Source organism: Lacinutrix mariniflava, from assembly GCF_001418015.1.
GTDB lineage: Bacteria > Bacteroidota > Bacteroidia > Flavobacteriales > Flavobacteriaceae > Lacinutrix > Lacinutrix mariniflava.
Map to the genome: position 1 here is coordinate 850674 of NZ_LIQG01000026.1, position 20323 is coordinate 870996.

17 protein-coding genes and 1 tRNA gene are annotated in these 20323 nt (G+C 31.1%); all 18 read left to right on the forward strand.

Annotation, left to right across the window (positions count from 1 at the left end; all coding sequences use genetic code 11):
* Positions 1 to 244: 244 nt before the first annotated feature.
* The 18 genes from trxA to ASC44_RS10855 all read left to right on the forward strand — a co-directional run bounded on the left by trxA (position 245) and on the right by ASC44_RS10855 (position 19833).
* Positions 245 to 562 carry a thioredoxin gene (gene trxA / locus ASC44_RS10765; protein ID WP_055447606.1) on the forward strand — a complete coding sequence of 106 codons (318 nt, stop codon included), beginning with the start codon at positions 245 to 247 and terminating at the stop codon, positions 560 to 562.
* A gap of 80 nt (positions 563 to 642) precedes the next feature.
* Positions 643 to 1188 carry a ClpP family protease gene (locus ASC44_RS10770; protein ID WP_193787267.1) on the forward strand — a complete coding sequence of 182 codons (546 nt, stop codon included), beginning with the start codon at positions 643 to 645 and terminating at the stop codon, positions 1186 to 1188.
* A 293-nt stretch (positions 1189 to 1481) separates the two neighbouring features.
* Positions 1482 to 2411 carry a DUF58 domain-containing protein gene (locus tag ASC44_RS10775; protein WP_055447608.1) on the forward strand — a complete coding sequence of 310 codons (930 nt, stop codon included), beginning with the start codon at positions 1482 to 1484 and terminating at the stop codon, positions 2409 to 2411.
* A gap of 77 nt (positions 2412 to 2488) precedes the next feature.
* A tRNA-Asp gene (locus ASC44_RS10780) sits at positions 2489 to 2562 on the forward strand.
* 665 nt (positions 2563 to 3227) lie between these two features.
* Positions 3228 to 3623 carry a type VI secretion system tube protein TssD gene (gene tssD, locus ASC44_RS10785; RefSeq protein WP_055447609.1) on the forward strand — a complete coding sequence of 132 codons (396 nt, stop codon included), beginning with the start codon at positions 3228 to 3230 and terminating at the stop codon, positions 3621 to 3623.
* A 28-nt stretch (positions 3624 to 3651) separates the two neighbouring features.
* Positions 3652 to 5442 (forward strand): type VI secretion system Vgr family protein, encoded by a 1791-nt coding sequence (locus ASC44_RS10790; RefSeq protein ID WP_055447610.1) that lies wholly within the window; start codon positions 3652 to 3654, stop codon positions 5440 to 5442.
* A 3-nt stretch (positions 5443 to 5445) separates the two neighbouring features.
* Positions 5446 to 7239, forward strand: a complete 1794-nt coding sequence (locus ASC44_RS10795) for a T6SS phospholipase effector Tle1-like catalytic domain-containing protein (RefSeq protein WP_055447611.1) — start codon at positions 5446 to 5448, stop codon at positions 7237 to 7239.
* Positions 7240 to 7318: 79 nt separating this feature from the next.
* Positions 7319 to 8275 (forward strand): DUF2931 family protein, encoded by a 957-nt coding sequence (locus tag ASC44_RS10800; RefSeq protein ID WP_241491427.1) that lies wholly within the window; start codon positions 7319 to 7321, stop codon positions 8273 to 8275.
* Positions 8276 to 8280: 5 nt separating this feature from the next.
* On the forward strand, positions 8281 to 9369 hold the full coding sequence (locus ASC44_RS10805; protein WP_055447613.1) for a DUF2931 family protein: 1089 nt from the start codon (positions 8281 to 8283) through the stop codon (positions 9367 to 9369).
* 101 nt (positions 9370 to 9470) lie between these two features.
* Positions 9471 to 10292 (forward strand): hypothetical protein, encoded by an 822-nt coding sequence (locus ASC44_RS10810; protein ID WP_055447614.1) that lies wholly within the window; start codon positions 9471 to 9473, stop codon positions 10290 to 10292.
* 13 nt (positions 10293 to 10305) lie between these two features.
* Entirely contained in the window at positions 10306 to 10791 is a 486-nt protein-coding gene (locus ASC44_RS10815) for a DUF4280 domain-containing protein (protein ID WP_055447615.1), read from the forward strand.
* 3 nt (positions 10792 to 10794) lie between these two features.
* A complete protein-coding gene (locus ASC44_RS10820; RefSeq protein WP_055447616.1) occupies positions 10795 to 13779 on the forward strand; it encodes a hypothetical protein in 2985 nt (994 codons plus the stop codon).
* A gap of 4 nt (positions 13780 to 13783) precedes the next feature.
* Positions 13784 to 14743, forward strand: coding sequence for a hypothetical protein (locus ASC44_RS10825; protein WP_152973316.1), 960 nt, complete (start codon positions 13784 to 13786; stop codon positions 14741 to 14743).
* The gene (locus ASC44_RS10830) at positions 14743 to 15711 is read left to right on the forward strand and encodes a hypothetical protein (protein WP_055447618.1); all 969 of its coding nucleotides are present in this window, start codon (positions 14743 to 14745) and stop codon (positions 15709 to 15711) included. The genes ASC44_RS10825 and ASC44_RS10830 overlap by 1 nt, the downstream gene beginning before the upstream one ends.
* A gap of 620 nt (positions 15712 to 16331) precedes the next feature.
* Positions 16332 to 16802 carry a hypothetical protein gene (locus ASC44_RS10840; protein WP_055447620.1) on the forward strand — a complete coding sequence of 157 codons (471 nt, stop codon included), beginning with the start codon at positions 16332 to 16334 and terminating at the stop codon, positions 16800 to 16802.
* A 105-nt stretch (positions 16803 to 16907) separates the two neighbouring features.
* Complete coding sequence (locus ASC44_RS10845) at positions 16908 to 17783, forward strand: hypothetical protein (protein ID WP_055447621.1); 876 nt, start codon at positions 16908 to 16910, stop codon at positions 17781 to 17783.
* Positions 17783 to 18751 carry a hypothetical protein gene (locus ASC44_RS10850; protein ID WP_055447622.1) on the forward strand — a complete coding sequence of 323 codons (969 nt, stop codon included), beginning with the start codon at positions 17783 to 17785 and terminating at the stop codon, positions 18749 to 18751. The genes ASC44_RS10845 and ASC44_RS10850 overlap by 1 nt, the downstream gene beginning before the upstream one ends.
* Positions 18752 to 18852: 101 nt before the next feature.
* Positions 18853 to 19833: a hypothetical protein gene (locus tag ASC44_RS10855; protein WP_055447623.1), complete on the forward strand. Its 981-nt coding sequence runs from the start codon at positions 18853 to 18855 to the stop codon at positions 19831 to 19833.
* Positions 19834 to 20323 lie beyond the last annotated feature (490 nt).

Here is a 20323-nt window from a genome sequence, read left to right on the forward strand (position 1 = left end):
TTCAATAGAAAAAAAAGCGTAGGAATCTTTTTAAGCCATCAGGATGCTCGCGCAAAGGATTGAACGGTATGTTTGAGCTCCTCGCAGAGAGCGAGTAGTGAAAGCCTGGTTTATGCGCCCAACTAAAATAAGCACTATCAATACTGCCATAAGTTAAACAAATTGCAAGGTTGTAAGGTTTGGCAGAATTTTTGACTAAGTTTGTATATTAACAGTGAATACACACAATTAAATTATAAATATTATGGCATTAGAAATCACAGATGCAAATTTTGAAGAGACAGTATTAAAGAGCGATAAGCCAGTAGTAGTTGACTTTTGGGCAGCTTGGTGTGGACCATGTAGAATGGTTGGACCAATTATTGATCAAATTAGCGATGAGTACGAAGGTAAAGCTATTGTAGGTAAACTAGACGTAGATGCAAATCAAGAATTTGCAGCTAAATACGGAGTAAGAAACATACCTACGGTATTGGTTTTTCAAAACGGAGAAGTTGTTGGAAGGCAGGTTGGTGTAGCACCAAAAACAGCATATGCTGAAGCTATCGACGCTTTACTATAGAAATATATTTTCATAAAGAATTGATAAAGGTTTGCTGTAATAGCAAACCTTTTTTTATTTTAGTAAAAAAGTAAATTATAATGAGCAAAATAACAAAAGCGCAAGACGCAATAGATAGTAAATTATTAGACGAAAGAAAAGTATTTCTTTGGGGAATGGTAGATGATAAGAGTGCAAAGCACGTTATCGATAGATTAATGTATTTAGATAGTTTAGAGACTAAAGACATTACTTTATATATTAATAGTCCAGGAGGTTATGTAACATCTGGTTTCGCTATGTACGATACTATTAAATCTTTAAAAAGTGATGTGTCTACGGTGTGTACTGGTCTGGCAGCTTCTATGGGTTCTATTTTATTATCTGTAGGAACTAAAGGAAAACGTTTTATCCAGCCTCATGCAAGAGTAATGATTCACCAGCCAAGTGGTGGAGCTCGTGGGCAAGCAAGTGATATTGAGATTACTGCTAAAGAAATTGTTAAAACAAAAGAATTAAGTGCTAAAATTTTAGCAGATAATTGTGGGAAAAAATACGAGGAAGTAATGAAAGATTTTAATCGTGACCATTGGATGGGAGCAGATGAGTCTTTAGATTACGGAATTGTAGATGGTATTATTGAGTAGATGAAGGATGCAAGAACCAAGTTGCAAGACTTAAGAAGATAGAGAGTAGATAAAAGAGATGAGCGTAAAAGGTTAATATTACTTTTTGTCTTGTCTCTTTTTTTAATTGATGGAATGTTATAAGCAAGTATATGTTCTTGAATTTGCAACAGAAGCGCTCTTTAAGCTATACATGCATAAGTGGAAAAAGATTGAGTTAAAACTCTTATGGTTATTAAATAGTTGCAAACAAGTCTTTGTTCTTGTTTCTATAAGCGAAGCGCTCTTTACTCTTTAAAGCAACAGTGAGATATATGAATTTACAAGACGAATTAAATAAAGCAGGCGGATTTAAAAATCTTGAACACTTGGCAAAACAAGTTGTTGAAGGTTTTGTTTCTGGTATGCATAAAAGTCCGTTTCATGGATTTTCAGCTGAATTTGCCGAGCATAAAATTTATAATCCCGGAGAGAGTACGCGTCATATAGATTGGAAACTCTTCGCAAAAACAGATAAGTTATATACAAAACGTTATGATGACGAAACAAACTTGCGTTGTCATATTATTTTAGATAATAGTAGTTCGATGCATTATCCTGAAATGAAAAATTTCTCGATAGACCATTTAAATAAAATTGCTTTTTCTGCATTAGCAGCAGCTTCGTTAATGCATATTCTTAAAAAGCAGCGAGATGCTGTTGGTTTAAGTATTTATAGTGATGCTTATGATTTTTATTCTAGCGAAAAAGGAAGTGAGCGCCATCATCAAATGCTTTTAGCACAGTTGAGCAACGCGGCTTTAAGCAAGTCTAAGAACAAGCAAACGGAAACATACCAATACTTACACCAAATAGCAGAGAAGATACACAGACGCTCTCTAATTTTTGTATTTACAGACATGTTTCAAACGTCTACCGATGAGGTAAAGTTGTTTGAAGCTCTAAGACATTTAAAGCATAATAAACACGAAGTAGTGCTTTTTCATGTTTTTGATAGAAGTAAAGAACTTGCTTTCGATTTCGATAATAAGCCAAAACGTTTTGTTGATGTTGAAACTGGAGAGTATATTAATTTGCATAGCGACCAAGTAAAAGCTAATTATGAAGCTTTAGTTGGTGACTATTTTAATGAGTTGCGAATAAAATGCGGTCAAAACCGTATAAAGTACGTTGAAGCAGATATAAATAAAAATTTTGATGCAATCCTAACTAGCTATATGTTAGAGCGTCAAAAATTTATTTGATTTTTTTTTGAAAAAAAACAAAAAAAATGTTTGTGGTATTGATAAAGCGTCTTATATTTGCACTCGCAATACGCAACGGTCTGGTAGTTCAGTTGGTTAGAATGTCGCCCTGTCACGGCGAAGGTCGCGGGTTCGAGTCCCGTCCAGACCGCAAATTGCTTAAAAGCTTCAAAGAAATTTGAAGCTTTTTTTGGCGAAAAATTTAGTTGTGTTGTTTTGATGGGTGTAGTAGTCCATCAAGCTGGTAGAGAGCTAGTTAAATAGCTTGAACCGATGAGAAGCTTTCCTTTTTTCTTCCGTTTACGGAAAAGAAAATCGGGATGCTTTTTTGTTTTACAACAGTTTGTTTGTGCAGCAATTTTTAAATTTTAGTATAAATTCAATAAGATGCCAGTAAATTATTTTAATCTTAAAAAGCATAATATTGAAATTAATCTCCACTTTTACTAGCGAATTATTAAAAAACCGGAAGGCTTTAAATTCTTAATATCAACTAATGTGATCCATCACCGGTTGCAGTAGGCTTTTGAATTTGACACCTTTGTTTTAAGGTGAATTGTTTATACAAGGCGAATATAAATATTGATTTTAAAACCAGTGGCTTTAAATATTTAGGTTGCAGCTCTAACTTGAATCTAGAGGTTAATATTTTATTAATTAATAGTATGTTTTATTCATAAACTTATGAATTTATAAAAGCGGCCTTTAACTATTAATATAACAGTAATTGTTAGATTTTTTTGTTTACACGACATCGAAATTAGTGCTTTAGTACGTATATTAGTTTAATAAACTAATTTAAAACTACTTAAAAGTATGTCATTTATAGCAAAATTAGAAGTAGACGGTGAAACTTTTAATATTCTAAAAGCTGAATATTATGTAAAGCAGAGTATTGATTCAAGAGGTGCTCCAGACGGCCGGCCACAAGGAGGGCAAATTGATCTTTTAATAGAATCTACCATAGACGTAGATTTCTTCGATTGGGCAGCACAAAGTAAAGAAACTAAAGATGGTAAAGTTACTTTTTTTAAGCGTGATAATATTTCTAGTTTTAAAATATTAGAATTTAAGGAAGCGTATTGTATTGAATTTAGAGAGATTTTTGATGCAGAAAATACTGACCCTCTAAAATGTAAAGTGGTAATTTCATCTAGAGAATTAATTGTGAGGGGAACTAAATTTACAAATAATTGGCCTCGAAAACAATAAGTGTATTCAAAATTAAAAAATAAATACTATGTCATTACATGCTAATATTACTGCTATTATAGGTGAAACAAATGTTTTACACGTAGATGATTTCTATCTCAATGAAAAAGTAGGAGAACATGCTAGTTTTTCTTTTAAAGTTCGTGGAGATTATTTAGAAAATAATAGCTCCGAAACATCTATTTTAAATAGTTCTAAAGAGTTTTTAGGACGAAATTGTAGCTTGCAGATTGAAGATGTAGAAGATAGAGGTAACAACGTTTTATATTTTAAGGGTATTATAACGAATGTTGAAGGTAGAAAAGGAGATGATGAAAAAGGTTTGGCAGACTATATCGTAATTACAGGCAAGAGTGCTAGCTTTATTTTAGATAATTTTAGTCTCATGAACTCATATAATGGGCAAACCTTAGGAGATATTATAGATCGAGTGCTAAGCCAATATGATAGAGCTGCACTAGAAGTAGATATTAGTCCAGAAGATGATAAAAACCTATTTTACAGCGTTCAAAACGGACAAAGTGCTTTCGAATATCTTCAATATTTAGCAGCGACTAACGGAGAGTATTTACTATATAATAGCCAAACGCTTTATTTTGGCAAGCCAAATTTAGGTGAACCTATTAACTTAAGATATGGGTATGACTTAGAGGATTTTAAATTAGGCTTAGAAACACAATCTCTAAAATTTGAGTATAGTAATAATGATTATTACTCAGACAGCCAAACAACGGCATCATCTAGTTCGGGATCATCTGGTTCTGGTTATAGTGCTTTTGCTTCTGGAATTAGCCAGCAAGTTCAAGTTGAAGCATCACAGTTTTTTTTTCCAACATATGAAGATGCACATATGCAAGAGCGTTTGGATAAAGCAGTACAATTACAGAAAAAAGTTAAAGAGCAAAGTCAAGTTACTTTACAAGGATTAAGCACAAATACGGGAGTTACGCTAGGTAAATTAATAAATGTAAAAAGTGAGTCAGACTCTTTTGGAGAGTTTCGTATAACCAAAGTATTGCATCACTGCGATAAACACGGTAAATACACAAATACTTTTGTCGCAGTACCTACAGAAATAGATATTTATCCACTTACTAATATTGGTTGGACAAATAAATCTGAGTTGCAAATAGCAACCGTAATGGATACTAACGATCCAGAAGGTATGAGTCGTATAACCGTACAATTTCCTTGGCAAAAAGCAGAAAGTAAAACGACACCTTGGTTAAGAGTAGCTACACTTTATGCTGGCGGAGATAGAGGGTTGCATTTTATTCCAGAAATTGGAGATCAAGTAATAATCGCATTCGAAAACGGTAATGTAGAACGTCCTTTTGTGCAATCTTCTTTATACACAAATACAAACAAACATAGTCATTGGCAAAGTGATAAAAATAATTTTAAAGGAATAACCACTAAAAGCGGTCACAGTATCGAGTTAAGAGATACTGAAGGTGGTGAAATGATTACCATTTCAGATAAAAACAGTAATATTATTCAATTAGATACAAACGGAAGTTCTATTGTTATTTCTGCACCAGAAAATTTAATCTTACAAGCTAAAAATATCGACATAAGAGCAACGGAAAATATTCGTGTGGCTGCAGGAAAAAATAAAATAAACCAAATTGGTGGTAATTATATGTTAGAGGCTACTAATATTTTCGAATCGGCATCTGCAGAAATTAAAAGTAAAGCAGACGCCATTGTAAACCAAGCCGCTGCAGATATTAGTATTAGCAGTGCCTCCGGTAATGTAAATAAGCAAGCAGGTGGAAAAATTAATAATAATAGTGGAGAACAAGGCAATTTATTTTAAAGTATGGCAAATAGAATAGTTAAAATAGCCAAAGGCGGTTTGCATAAAATAGCGGAAAATGACATTAGCTATTATGCAAAAAATATTAACACTAACGCTGGTGGTAGTGTAGGTGAAACCGGTGATGGTGGTGTTGTGTTTGGAAGACCACAATCTGCATCTTGGGAAATGCCTGATGTTGATTTTCCTGATTATTCAACGTCTTATGAAAAAGTATTGCCGCAAAACAATTTTTCAAATACACCTAATGCATTACAGAACCAAAATGCTCCAACAGAAGAAGTTGATGAGGAGGAATCTGGCAGTAACAAAGATAAAGTAAAAATAACAGTAGCAGTATTTTTTGATGGTACAGGAAATAATGGTTACAATACTCGAGCACGTTGGTTCTACAAAAAACGGAAGTATGACAAAGAAGTGTTATCTGATCTCGAAAATGAGCATGCCGATGAATATGAGGGAATGATTTATGGTACAATGGGTAATGTTTGGGGTGGGAGTTTTCAAAATGACTTGTCTAATGTCGCTCGTTTAGAAAAATTTTATGATATTCAAAAAATTTCACCAACACATTTCGTGTCTAAGGTTTATGTTGAGGGCGTAGGGACTCAAGATGGAGATAATGATGATCTTACAAGTGCAAAAGACGGAGAAGGAGTTTCAGGAATACGAGAAAAAATAAAAAGTAGTATAACGACTATAGGCACTAATATAAAAGATATTTCAGGTGGGAAAATAATTGAAGAACTCACCTTTAATGTTTACGGTTTTAGTAGAGGAGCAGCTACAGCACGAAATTTTGTGCATGAAGTAACACAAGAGAAGGGGGCTTTAAAAGAAAAAAATTTTTTTACAAAAAATGTAAATTTCGATAATAAATTTGGCTTATTAGGAGAGGAAATAGATACTTCTAAAGTAGAAAAAATGACAATTAATTTTGCTGGCTTGTTTGACACAGTTTCTGCACATGATATGGACGGTATCGATAAAGGTATATTTGAAGACGCGCACGATGATGTAGAAGAGCTACATTTAAAAGCAATTAATAAAGCCAAAAAAGTAGTCCATTTTGTTGCAGAAGATGAGCATCGTAAAAATTTTGCGCTTACAACTACTTCTAAAGGAATACAAAAATATTTTCCTGGTGTCCATTCAGATGTTGGAGGTTGTTACACTAATAGTAAAGAATCGGTAGGTGTTATTTTAAGCGATACGCCAGTTATAATTAAAAATGAAATAACGCGCCTTGAAACTCAAGGTTGGTATAAAAGCGCACAACTTGAGACTACTGTCATAAGCAAAGAAAAAGATAAAGACGGTAAAGTAATTAAGGTGAAAAAAGTCATGCTTTCTGGTACTAGATTACTATCTAAGAATTACAGCTTTATACCTTTAGAACTTATGGGTAAATTAAGTGATGCCCAGACTGAGATTATTATTAAACTAGATGAACTTGAAAAAATTTATAATATTCACGCGTTGGATCCAAACAGAGATGCTGATAATAAAAAAGTAAAGGAGCTTGAAGCCGAACAAAAAAAACTTTTGACTTATGTAAAAGGACGTTTAAGTGACTACGTTTTAAAAAATGATACTCCTATGAAATTTTATAGTCAATCTGAATTGATAAAACGTGCTAATGACCTAGAGTATATAAACATGAAAAAAGATAGTGATAATTTATTTGTTTTACGAAATCAATTTTTACATTTTTCTTCAGATTATAGTGTACTAAGTCCTGGTATGAGCCCAAATATAGAAAATGGTAAACGAAAAAGAAAAGTGTTTCATGGTTAAAAAAACAGGTTTTAACATAATAAGATTACTTATAATAGGGCTGTTGCAATTAAGTATAACCGCCTGTAATTCACAAAAAATGAAAAAATTTGAATGGGCAGTTTCCGATTGTGCTCCAAAAAATTATCCAGCATCCATCTATAGAGGGAGTTTGCATTATGGAGATAAAAGTGGAGCTGCCGTTCCAAATGGAAAAATTATTAATAATGGTTGGGGAAACAAAGGAACAGTATATTCCAGAGCAACACCAAGAGAAGTGCCTCACAGATTAGATATTGTGTGGTTGTCTTTAAGAGAAGATAAATTTTATGGCGGCAGTTTCGAATTACCTAAGGCTAAAATGGAACAACTTTTTGAAGAAGGCTTTTTAGATCTTTATGATAAATCTAACGAAAATGTAAAAATAACTTATAATGAAATTATTATAGGAGTTGGTCCTGGAGGTGTTATTGGAGTTTGGCTACATGGTATAGGATTTAATATTCAAGTAGCAACATTTTATGGAGAAGAAACAGAAGTAGATTTTGCTTCTTTCAACCCTAATGGTATAAAAGATCGTGATCGTTTTGTCACAGAAATTACGGCAGGAAGAGTGTCTCCACAAGAACTTGCAAAACCTATAGATTTTAAATCGTGGGAAACTAAAGCGAAAACGTTTAATTGGAAACCTAAAATTGAAGGAGATATTGTTGATCATGCTTTCTTTACGGAATTAATATATTATAATAATGATTTAGAAATTTTAGTAAAGAAACTAGCAAATAATTTTACTTTTAGAAATAGAACCATCCCTAAAAGTATTTATATAAATTGGGCAAGAAGTCCAGACGGTTATAGATTAAAATCTGAATTCGAATTCGATGAAAAAGAAATGTTCGACGTTTTTAATGAGTTATTCACTGAGCCAGAAACACAACAAGGAGAACTTATTTTTAAGTACAACGCAAAAAAAGATGTGGATGTCTTTTTAAAAGTAGGAAGTAATCAAAAACAATTACAAAAAGTAACCTTAGAAACCTTTAAAAGTATACATTAAGTAGAGTGAGATTTAAAAATACAATACCTAGTTTTTTCAAAGTTAATTTCTTTTCAAATCACGTTTTTCGCAGAATAGGAATTGTAATTATATGCGCTGCTATTCAATTAAATATAACCGCCTGTAATTCACAAAAAACGAAAAAATTTGAATGGGCAGTTTCCGATTGTGCTCCACAAAATTATCCAGCATCCATATATAGAGGGAGTTTACATTACGGAGATAAAAGTGGAGCTGCCGTTCCAAATGGAAAAATTATTAATAATGGTTGGGGAAATAGAGGAACAGTATATTCCAGAGCAACATCAAGAGAAGTACCTCATAGATTAGATATTGTGTGGTTGTCTTTAAGAGAAGATAAATTTTATGGAGGTAGTTTCGAATTGCCTAAAGCTAAAATGGAACAGCTTTTTGAAGAAGGTTTTTTAGATATTTCAGATAAGTCTAAAGAAAAAATAAAAAAAACTTACGATGAAATTGTCGTTGGTGTTGGGCCTGGTGGAGTTGTAGGTATATGGTTAAATGGTATAGGATTTAATATTCAAATAGCAACATTTTACGGAGAAGAAACAGAAGTAGATTTTGCTTCTTTTAACCCTAATGGTATAAAAGATCGTGATCGTTTTGTCACAGAAATTACGGCAGGAAGAGTGTCTCCACAAGAACTTGCAAAACCTATAGATTTTAAATCGTGGGAAACTAAAGCGAAAACGTTTAATTGGAAACCTAAAATTGAAGGAGATATTGTTGATCACGCTTTCTTTACGGAATTAATATATTATAATAATGATTTAGAAATTTTAGTAAAGAAACTAGCAAATAATTTTACTCTTAGAAATAGAACCATCCCTAAAAGTATTTATATTAATTGGGCAAGAAGTCCAGATGGTTATAGATTAAAATCTGAATTTGAATTCGATGAAAAAGAAATGTTCGACGTTTTTAATGAGTTATTCACTGAGCCTGAAACACAACAAGGTGAACTTATTTTTAAGTACAACGCAAAAAAAGATGTGGATGTCTTTTTAAAAGTAGGAAGTAATCAAAAACAATTACAAAAAGTAACATTAGGAACCTTTAAAAGTATACATTAAGTAGAGTGAAATTTAAAAATACAATACCTCGTTTAGAAACTTTAATTCCTTAAAAAAAAAGCAAATATTTTAAATTTAACAAGATATCTTTAGATAGTTATATGAATGAAAATGTTTCAACATACGATTTTGCTGGAAAAACCTTCTATTTCGGAGTTAAAACCACTTATGGCATTGAGCAAGAAAAAAGTGTAAATTATATAGCAACCTGTACTTATAACGAATTTACAGAACAACAGTTTTTAGTAAAAATTAATAGGAAAAAGTTTTTTATAAACGGCGTGGAGCCTAAAAAAGTAGTAGATCAATTGGCAGATGCTTGCATGAAAGTGTTATATCCAATTGAATGTTTGGTTACAAGAAAAGGAGAATTTATTAGTTTTTATGGGTTTGAAGCCTTGCGGAAAAGATGGCAACAAGGAATTCCTAAAATTAGACAAGAATATAAAGGAGATCAAGTCAATGCCTATTTAGCGCAAATGGCAGTGAATTTGGAAAGTAAAGAGCAATTTTCAGAAGCTTTAAAAAACGACTTCTTATATAGTTTACTTTTTATGGGTTTATTTTTAAGTAAGGAAGAAATGGTAATAAGCTTTCCAACCGATCCATTTAAACCATTAAACAAGTTTTATGGAACGTGTAGTAACTTAGAGAGAAAGGCACAAATGGCAGGTGTTTATTTTAAAGGTGAAGATGATCAAAAGAACACGCTAGAAGTTAGTAAATGGCACTATAGTAATGATGCTTCATTAGCACAAATAAAAGCGAGTTATAAATGTGTTTCTACACAAAATAATGTAAATTATACGTTAATTAGGCTAAAAGAGAGGGAAGATGGTAATTCTAACTTTTACTTAGAGCCTAAAGAGGAAGAAATTGATGTTAAAGTTAAAAAGAAGAAGAAAAAATGGTGGTTATTTTAAAACTGTATAAATTATGAGTGATGTAGCTATAGTATGTAAAGGAGCACTTTGTAAATGCAAGTTTGGTAATACACCAGACCAAATAGAAATTGTAAGTACTCATAAAGAATTTGTAAACGAAACAAGTGGTAGCCAAAAAATGATTGCAACAACCATGGATATTGGTCAACCTTTTTTAGTAAAAACATTTGGGCAGTGCAAGCTGCAACCAACAACTGGAGGTTTTTTACCATGTGTACCAGCCATTACACAATGGCAAGGTTTTTACGATAAAGTAACCCTAAGCAACATGGGTAAAATTTTAACAGAAGATAGTAAAGCTATTTGTGCCATTGCTGGTGCTCCTTGTGTAGAAATTACATTTCATGGGCAAGTTGCCGTACCTGGTGCTTCGCAAATGCAACAAGCAGAGGAGCAAGTGCACGCACAACTAAACCCATTAGCAAACCCTCAAGGTGCTCCAGAGCAAGAAGCAACTCATACAATCCAAATTACTTAAACTATGCCAAACTCAATACCTAATAATGACATAGAAGAGGACAAAGAAATTGTTCCAATTAAGAGAAGTAGAGGAACCTATCAAAAAGAAATTGTTCCAAGTACCAAACGTACGCCAAAGCCAGAAGATAGTATCATGTTTCGTACCAACTATGGTGGCTACTATTTTTACGAAATTGAAGTAAACAAAAAGGCTTATTTTAGTTTAAAAGTATTTAAAGCGAGTAATGAAGAGGCTACTAGAGATAATGTCTATTGGGTGGCGCAAGATTATAAAGATTTTGGAACTAGAAACTTCTTAGAGTTTAAGGGCACTGAAAATAAATTGCAATTACACGAGTTTTTGAATTCTTTAAACGAAGGGACTGCTTATGGCCCACCGTTTTTAAAAGACGGCAAACCAAATCCTAGATTTGATGAAACTAAATTTAGTTTACACACCTTAAAAACTACAAATTACGTTGGACTTAAATATAGAGCAACCAATCCTTATTTAGATAATGACACTAAAAGAGTACTTGAAAACGATATTCTTTTGGGTAATCTAGTTTACAAAACAGATAAAATTGGACATGGCATCTGGATTGAAGGTGTTAATTTTTCAGCAGAGTTTTTATCGCAAGGTGCTTTTATTGTAGCTGTAGGAGAACCAGAAATCACTTCATTTTTTGCAGAAAAAAGAGTGATGAAAGAAGCAGAAGTAGACGCTAAAGGCGTTAAAAAAGAAAACTGCGACCAAGTAGAAGGAGAATTAATTTATGGAGACGTTATGGATTTACATATCTGTTTGCATAATGTATTCGATTATGTTGCAGATTTAGAGATTTTTTGCGGCGACAAAAGTATGGATGTTAATAGCGAAGGAGAAAATTATGTAAAAGTAATTTCTTTGTTAGACCAATATAAAATTGAAAATCCATCGCTATATTATAATCTTGAAATTATAGACGAGCTTATAGCCGATTTTCGTTGGGCAAATAAAAGCAATCATGCTGTTGGTGAAAACAACCAAGATTCTTTACAAGAATATAAAATGAAGCTTAAGCTCACGCCTGTTAATTCTAATAGAGAGCGTAGAGATATGGCTGGCGTTGTATATAAAAGCCATGACACTAGAAAAGTACTCACACGCGAGATTAGCTTTACTGTAAATTACAAAGAAAATTTTAGTCCAGACGAGCACGAACCACAATATTTAACCAATATAGTTAAGGTTAAGCAGCCTCCAGTGGTTTCTCAATCTTATGAAATGTGTAAGTATACAGAAATAAAAATTACGCTGCAAGGTGAACCAAACCCTCAATATTTATTACAAGAAAGTAATAGCGGTGCTCTAACAGATAATAAAACACCATATTATCAATTTGTTGCTGGAAATAACAAAAACACAAAGGAAATAATTATAGATGTTTCATCTGGTGGAGAAGATTTTACTGGTGTAGATGAATGTGTAAACGAATACTCTCACAAAGACCACGACACACATCCTAATAACGTGTTTAACACCACAAGCGTAAAAATATACGATTATAAAAAAGATTACGAAGATACTATCTGGGGAAAGATAAAAAAAATAGCAAATACTAAAAATAATATTTTTGGTAATGTGCAACCTTATAGCAATGAAACTAGAACAAAAGATCAATTAAAATTTACAATAGCCTATCCTTATAATTCGTATAGTAATACCACTTTTTTATTAAGGTATTTAACGTTCCAATTAAAGCCAGAGCCTTTAGATATCTCAATACAGAGTTGTCGTTATGTGCGTACTCCTAAATTTTTAGTTCATCCAGATGTAAAATGGGCAATGCACCTTAACTACGATGTTGTTGAAGCCGAAAGGTTATATTTTCAAGGAGAAAATATAAAATTAGTAGAAGGGCATGGTACATATATGTCATACATTGGTGAAGGTGTAGATTGGATTAATAAAAAAGTAAAACCTTTTATAGAAGAATTTGTAATAAAAAATAATGCAGAAGCAAAGAAGAGTTGGAAAGTTGTACAAGATATTATCAATGACTTTGTTGAAGATTCGAATACCATTATTGCCGTAGGATTTCATGCCGTTTATGATGGAGAAGAAGTGATAAATTATGCTGATATTCAACCTTATAAAGCCATATTGCATTACCAGATTTTTAAGGTAGCACTTTTAACCCTAGTGTTAGATTTATTAATGATTTATCTAACAAGAGGCAAAGTTTCACCTGGTATGGCTAAGTTTGCAAAAGTGGCTAGAAAAATAGAAAAGGCACAAAAACAATTAAACAACTTTAAAGATAAGTACGATTTAAGTTTTCAAATGCCAAAAATAACTATGAATGCTGGTATTTACAAAGAACAGCAAGATTTTGGACGAATAGCTATTATTTTTGAGTACAATTTAAAAGCAGATCCTTTTCTAGGCATTGACACAGAATATAAGTTTGCGCCAGAGCAGTTACCTTCAGCACTTAAAAAATTTGAGTTAATAGCCAAATTAGAAGGTGTTGTTAAATTCGATATAAACATTAAATATAACACGCTAACTCGCGAGTTTAGCTTAACTAACAATGCTAAGCAACAAAAAGGTGGTGGAGAAAATGTTTTTAAAAATGGTGATATTGTACAAATGGAAGGCCTTGTTGGTATGGAAATTGAAGCGGAAGGTAAACTGGAAAAAGAGTTTAAATCTAAATGGAAATTTTTACCTATAGTTAAAACAACAATACATGGTAAAATAAAGTTGCAAACTGCAGCAGGAATTACACGTAAGTTAGGAGTCGATAATGTTAGAGGGCCTTTTATGGAAGACACTTTATTTTTCGATGGTTTAAAAGGTGAGTATTTTCAGAAAGTAGTTGTGAAAGTAGTTGATAGTGATAGAGATTTGTATAATTCTAATCCTAGCAGCGAAACTAAAAATATTCCTAAATTTGGATATGTCACTGCTTCTTTAGGTAGAGCCTATTTATTTGAAATGTTTAGTTTTGCAAAAAAATAATGATATGAATAAAATAAAAAGAATATTGACCATACTAAGTCTTTCTATAATGTGTATAGCTTGTGGTCAAGATAAAAAAAATACAGATACTATGAAAATAAGACCAATAACTCAACTCTACGAAAACGCAAAACAATTAGACTACCCAGCAATGCCGCAATATTACATAGAAGGCTACCAAAGTGGTTGTTATTACGAGTTATACGTTAATGGAATAATGGTATTTAAACACTACGAAAATTTGGGTTTATCAAATCATGCGGTACCAATAAATGATAATATTTTAAAAAGTGGTTTACAAGAAGTCACTATTAAACTGTTTCCGCTAGGAGAAATAGATGGCGAAAATTATACTACTATAGATCCAGACGATAGCTTTAGATTAAAAATGTTTTCTCGCGATAAACAAAAACCCTACAAAGCTTTCGATTACGATTTTTTACAAGAACACAAGGTGGATATAAAAACGAGTGTTCCTTATTTTGAAGAGACCATTACTTTTAATGCAGAGGTTCCTTATACATTAGAAGGTTGGAGTCATTCTCAAGTTTTAACAGATATGGATCAAGACGTTTTGGAACAAGAAATATTAGCTTTCTATGAAAATTTCGCCACTATTATTAATACACAAGATGAAGAAACTTGGGTAAAATTAATGGAAACTAGGGAAAAAGAGTATTTTAAAGCAGTATTTTACAATGATAATAGTAATGAAGAATTAAAGGCTCGAATTGAAGATTTTACAAATATATTTGATAGTGACTTTCAAGAAAAATTTCCTTTAGATAAGTATGAAATGATATTTTCTCAAGATGGTAAAATTGTGACCTTAAAAAGTATGGAAAGAAAAGGGAAATCAGCTTTTTCGTTTGGTATTGAAGATGAGTTAGGAAAACTTAGATCTTCTAGATTTCTTTTCCTACACAAACCAAAAGGCAGTAATAAATTAGAAATTATAAGATAATGTTTAGTAGAAGTTTTTCAAGTGTAATTTTGGTGTTGTGTTCTCTATTTTGTCTTGCATCATGTGGGCAGAATAAGCAAGACGTAAAAACTAGACCAATTACTCAACTCTACGAAAACGCAAAACAATTAGACTACCCATCAATGCCACAATATTATATAGAAGGCTACCAAAGTGGATGCTATTACGAGTTATATATAAATGGTATTATGGTGTTTAAACATTACGAGAATGTAGGTTTATCAAATCATGCTGTTAATATTAATCAAAACATATTACAAAGTGGGCCTCAAAAAATAACAATTAAACTATTTCCATTAGGAGAAATAGATGGCGAAAATTATACTACTATAGATCCAGACGATAGCTTTAGATTAAAAATATTTTCTCGAGATAAGCAAAAACCTTATAAAGCTTTCGATTATGATTTTTTACAAGAGCATAAGGTAGATATAAAAACAAGTGTCCCTTATTTTGAAGAAACTATAACTTTTAATGCAGAAGTACCTTATACATTAGAAGGTTGGAGTAACTCTCAAGTTTTAACAGATATGGATCAAGACGTCCTGGAACAAGAAATATTAGCTTTCTATGAAAATTTTGGCACTGTTATTAATACTCAAGACGAAAAAGCTTGGGTTGATCTAATGGAGACTAGGGAAAAAGAGTATTTCAAAGCAGTATTTTATAACGATAATAATGATGAAGAATTAAAAGCAAGAATTGAAGATTTTACTGCAACCTTCGACAGTGATTTTCAAGAAAAATTTCCTTTAGATAAGTATGAGATGTTACTTTCTAAAGATGGTAAAATTGTGACCTTAAAAAGTTTAGAAAGAAAAGGGAAATCCGCTTTTTCTTATGGAGTTAGAAAAGAATATAATGGAAAGCAAAGAAAAATTAAAACAAGTTCTTACTTATTCCTACACAAACCAAAAGGCAGCAATAAATTAGAAATTATAAGATAATGTTTAATAAAAGCTTTTCAAGTATAATTTTGGTTTTGTGTTTTCTATTTTGTCTTACATCATGTGGGCAGAATAAGCATGACGTAAATATTAGATCTCTATTGCAAGAAAAAATAGATACCTATATAAACTCAATACTTAAAGATATTAAACATCCAACGGAAGAGTTGGTTTTTTATATCGAACCATTTTTAACGGATAGCTATTCTGAAATAAGGTTAAATGATATTGTTGTTGAACAGTAATTTTTTTTAGAAAACAAATCACAATCTTATTTTGAAAAATTTACATATCCTAATACGGCTTTCAATAGCAATGGTAAACAAAAAATATCTTTTTTAGCTTACCCTTCAAAGGAAGCAACATTTCAATCTAACGATAATATTGAAATTGATATTAGAACTATTGATAAGTTTAAAAAAACAGAATCTATTCATAACTATATAGCTCCAAAAAGGAAAGACGATCTTTCAGAATTTATAGGTTTAGAAAGTTATGAAGCCAGTTTTGAATTTGAAGCAAAATTACCATACAAAAAAGTAATTGATTGGTCGGATTCTGAAAATATAAAAGAACAAAAAAATATAGAAAAAGAAGTGATTGAAGCTTATAAGGAAATTATGAATTTGTATGCAGATGGAGATTTAGACAATCTTTTAGAGCTATACAAACCTGTTTTTCAAGATGAAGCACAATCAGTTTATGCTACTGCCGAAAAGAAGAATAGGTTAACATACCGTTTAAATTTAAAGCGTATGTATCCATTTTTCTATAAATCTATACCAACCTTAGATAGTAATTATGAATTAAAGTTTTATGGGAATGGCAAACTGGTAACCTTAGAAAAGAAAAAAGAAAACCCGTTAAGCTATAGTAAAAGTGCATTGTCTATAGTTTATAATAAAGATTTAGATAAGTTTCCAGAAACATTTCATATTGAAGAAGAAGAATATTTAGTAGCAGATAAAGGACTTGTACCTCAAAAACAAATGGAAATATATATAATGTTCCATAAACCTAAAGGTTCTAATAAGCTAGAATTAGCTACAGATGTTTTTAGAGAAGAAATTTTATTAAATGGAGTGGAATAATGTAATTATAAGATAATGTTTTGTAAAAGCTTTTCAAGTATAATTTTGGTTTTGTGTTTTCTATTTTGTCTTACATCATGTGGGCAGAACACAAAAAACAAGAAAATGAAAAATTATTTTAGTAAAATAGGAAATTTATACTCAGAGGTTAAACATTATAATACTGAACCGGAATATTTTGTTGAGGGCTACCAAAGTGGTTGTTATTATGAAATATATGTTAATGATTTTCTTGTATTTAAACATTATGAAAATGTCGGATTGGCCAATCATGCGGTTTCAATTAATTCTAAAATTTTGAAAAGTGGGCCTCAAAAAATAACAATTAAACTTTTTCCGCTAGGAGAAATAGATGGTGAAAATTATACTACTATTGATCCAGACGATAGCTTTAGATTAAAAATATTTTCACGCGATAAGCAAAAACCATATAAAGCTTTCGATTATGATTTTTTACAAGAGCATAAGGTAGATATAAAAACAAGTGTCCCTTATTTTGAAGAAACCATTACTTTTAATGCAGAAGTTCCTTATACTTTAGAAGGTTGGAGTAACTCTCAAGTATTAACAGAAATAGATCAGGACGTTTTAGAACAAGAGGTGTTACTTTTTTATAACAAATTTTCAAATACTGTTTCGAAAAAAGAAAAATCAGTTTGGGAAAATGAAATCTACAACAGAGAGAAAGAAATTGCTTTTTCTAGATATTTTAACGAGGATGATTCAAAAAGAATTGCAGATGATTTATCCTTAAGTTTACAGTCCGAATATTTAGAAGTCTTACCAATAGAAAATTATAATATGGTTTTTTATGGAAACGGAAGAATTGTAAAACTAGAGAGTAAAAAATTTAAAAAAAAATCAGCATTAATTTCTATAGAGGAAAGGGACTCTAATGGACAACCGAGAAAAGCATATATATTTCATGGGTTAGCTCTTCACAAACCAAAAGGCAGCAATAAATTAGAAATTATAAGATAATGTTTAGTAGAAGTTTTTCAAGTGTAATTTTGGTTTTGTGTTTTCTGTTTTGTCTTACAGCATGTGGGCAGAAGAAGCAAGACGTAAATACTAGACCAATTACTCAACTCTACGAGAACGAAAAACAATTAGACTACCCATCAATGCCACAATATTATATAGAAGGCTACCAAAGTGGATGCTATTACGAGTTATACGTTAATGGAATAATGGTATTTAAACATTACGAAAATGTGGGTTTATCAAATCATGCGGTACCAATAAATGATGATATTTTAAAAAGTGGTTTGCAAGAAGTCACTATTAAACTGTTCCCGCTAGGAGAAATAGAAGACGAAAATTATACTACTATAGATCCAGACGATAGCTTTAGATTAAAAATATTTTCTCGCGACAAGCTTAAACCTTATAAAGCTTTCGATTATGATTTTTTACAAGAGCATAAGGTAGATATAAAAACAAGTGTCCCTTATTTTGAAGAAACTATTACTTTTAATGTAGAAGTACCTTATACATTAGAAGGTTGGAGTAATTCTCAAGTTTTAACAGATATGGATCAAGACGTCCTGGAACAAGAAATATTAGCTTTCTATGAAAATTATGCCACCATTATTAACACTCAAGATGAAAAAGCTTGGGTTGAGCTAATAGAAACTAGGGAAAAAGAGTATTTCAAGGCAGTATTTTATAACGATAATAATGATGAAGAATTAAAGGCAAGAATTGAAGATTTTACTGTAACCTTCGATAGTGACTTTCAAGAAAAATTTCCTTTAGATAATTATGAAATGTTATTTTCTAAAGATGGCAAAACTGTGACCTTAAAAAGTACAGAACATCGTGGTAGATCTCCTTTAAATTATGGTATTGAAATAATAAAAAATGAACAGAGCTATAAATACAAAAGGAATAGATACTTATTTCTACACAAACCAAAAGGCAGTAATAAATTAGAAATTATAAGATAATGCTTAATAAAAGCTTTTCAAGTGTGTTTTTGCTTTTGTGTTCTCTATTTTGCCTTACGTCATGTGGACAGAATAAGTATGACGTAAATATTAGATCTCTATTGCAAGAAAAAATAGACACCTATATAAACTCAATACTTAAAGATATTAAACATCCAACGGAAGAGTTGGTCTATTTTGTTGAACCCTTTTTTACCTATTCCTACTATGAAATAAAGGTAAATGATATAATTGTTCGACAAAAATATTATACCAATAATAATCCTTATGAAAATTTTACAAGTATTAATAATGCTTTAAATAGCAAAGGAAAACAAAAATTATCTTTTATAGCTTATCCTTCAAAGGAAACAACTTTTCAATCAAATGATAACATTGATATAGATATAAGCACAATTGATAAATTTAGAAATACAGAAACAATTTATAGTTACGAAGCTCCAATAAATGAAGATGAGCTTTCAGAATTTATAGGTTTAGAGAGTTATAAATCTAGTTTTGAGTTTGAGGCAAAATTACCTTACAAAAAAGTAATTGATTGGTCGGATTCCGAAAATTTGAAAGAACAAAAAAATATAGAAAAAGAAGTGCTTGAAGCATATAAAGAAATCATGAATTTATATGCAGATGGAGATATAGATAACCTTTTAAAACTCTATAAACCTATTTTTCAAGACGAAGCACAATCAGTTTATGCTACTGCCGAAAAAAAGAGCAGGTTACTTTACGAATTAAATTTAAAGCGTATGTATCCATTCTTCTATAAATCTATACCAACTTTAGATAATAATTACGAGTTAAAGTTTTACGCTAATGGCAAATTGGTAACCTTAGAAAAGAAAAAAGAAAATCCTTTAAGCTACAGTAAAAGTGCATTGTCTATAGTTTATAATAAAGATTTAGATGTATTCCCAGAAACATTTAATATTGAAGAAGAAGAATATTTAGTAGCAGATAAAGGACTTGTACCTCAAAAACAAATGGAAATATATATAATGTTCCATAAACCTAAAGGTTCTAATAAACTAGAATTAGCTACAGATGTTTTTAGAGAAGAAATTTTATTAAATGGAGTGGAATAATGTAATTTAAGGTTAGTATTCTTATTGCTCTCTTTTACTGCATGCTCAAAATTAAAAGATGAAAATAGTTTTGAAGAGCATTCAATTGAAATGAGAAGTACATTAATTTAATACTTAAAAATGGTAACCATCCAACTGAGGAATTAGTTTATTTTGTTGAACCGTTTTTAACCTATTCTTATTATGAAATAAAGGTAAATGATATTATCGTTAGACAAAAATATTACACCAAAAATGATAACAACAATCCTTATAAGAACTTTACAAGTATTAATCATGCTTTAAGTAGCAAAGGGAGACAAAAATTATCCTTTACAACTTCTCAATCAAATGACAATATTAATATAGATGTAAGCATAATTGATAGGTTTAAAAAAAATAGTAACAATTCATAGCTATGATACTTCAAAAGAAAAAGGTTGTCTTTTAGTACCTGTAGGCTTATAGAGTTTTGATTCTAGTTCTAAGTAAGCTCACTTATATAAAACAG

What these genes read in the sequence shown, in the direction of transcription:
- ASC44_RS10820 (WP_055447616.1), top strand. Translation starts at nt 10,795, where the DNA reads ATGCCAAACTCAATACCTAATAATGACATAGAAGAGGACAAAGAAATT.
- ASC44_RS10845 (WP_055447621.1), top strand. Translation starts at nt 16,908, where the DNA reads ATGAAAAATTATTTTAGTAAAATAGGAAATTTATACTCAGAGGTTAAA.
- ASC44_RS10795 (WP_055447611.1), top strand. Translation starts at nt 5,446, where the DNA reads ATGGCAAATAGAATAGTTAAAATAGCCAAAGGCGGTTTGCATAAAATA.
- ASC44_RS10825 (WP_152973316.1), top strand. Translation starts at nt 13,784, where the DNA reads ATGAATAAAATAAAAAGAATATTGACCATACTAAGTCTTTCTATAATG.
- ASC44_RS10850 (WP_055447622.1), top strand. Translation starts at nt 17,783, where the DNA reads ATGTTTAGTAGAAGTTTTTCAAGTGTAATTTTGGTTTTGTGTTTTCTG.
- ASC44_RS10815 (WP_055447615.1), top strand. Translation starts at nt 10,306, where the DNA reads ATGAGTGATGTAGCTATAGTATGTAAAGGAGCACTTTGTAAATGCAAG.
- ASC44_RS10790 (WP_055447610.1), top strand. Translation starts at nt 3,652, where the DNA reads ATGTCATTACATGCTAATATTACTGCTATTATAGGTGAAACAAATGTT.
- ASC44_RS10840 (WP_055447620.1), top strand. Translation starts at nt 16,332, where the DNA reads ATGAATTTGTATGCAGATGGAGATTTAGACAATCTTTTAGAGCTATAC.
- ASC44_RS10800 (WP_241491427.1), top strand. Translation starts at nt 7,319, where the DNA reads ATGAAAAAATTTGAATGGGCAGTTTCCGATTGTGCTCCAAAAAATTAT.
- ASC44_RS10810 (WP_055447614.1), top strand. Translation starts at nt 9,471, where the DNA reads ATGAATGAAAATGTTTCAACATACGATTTTGCTGGAAAAACCTTCTAT.
- tssD (WP_055447609.1), top strand. Translation starts at nt 3,228, where the DNA reads ATGTCATTTATAGCAAAATTAGAAGTAGACGGTGAAACTTTTAATATT.
- trxA (WP_055447606.1), top strand. Translation starts at nt 245, where the DNA reads ATGGCATTAGAAATCACAGATGCAAATTTTGAAGAGACAGTATTAAAG.
- ASC44_RS10770 (WP_193787267.1), top strand. Translation starts at nt 643, where the DNA reads ATGAGCAAAATAACAAAAGCGCAAGACGCAATAGATAGTAAATTATTA.
- ASC44_RS10830 (WP_055447618.1), top strand. Translation starts at nt 14,743, where the DNA reads ATGTTTAGTAGAAGTTTTTCAAGTGTAATTTTGGTGTTGTGTTCTCTA.
- ASC44_RS10775 (WP_055447608.1), top strand. Translation starts at nt 1,482, where the DNA reads ATGAATTTACAAGACGAATTAAATAAAGCAGGCGGATTTAAAAATCTT.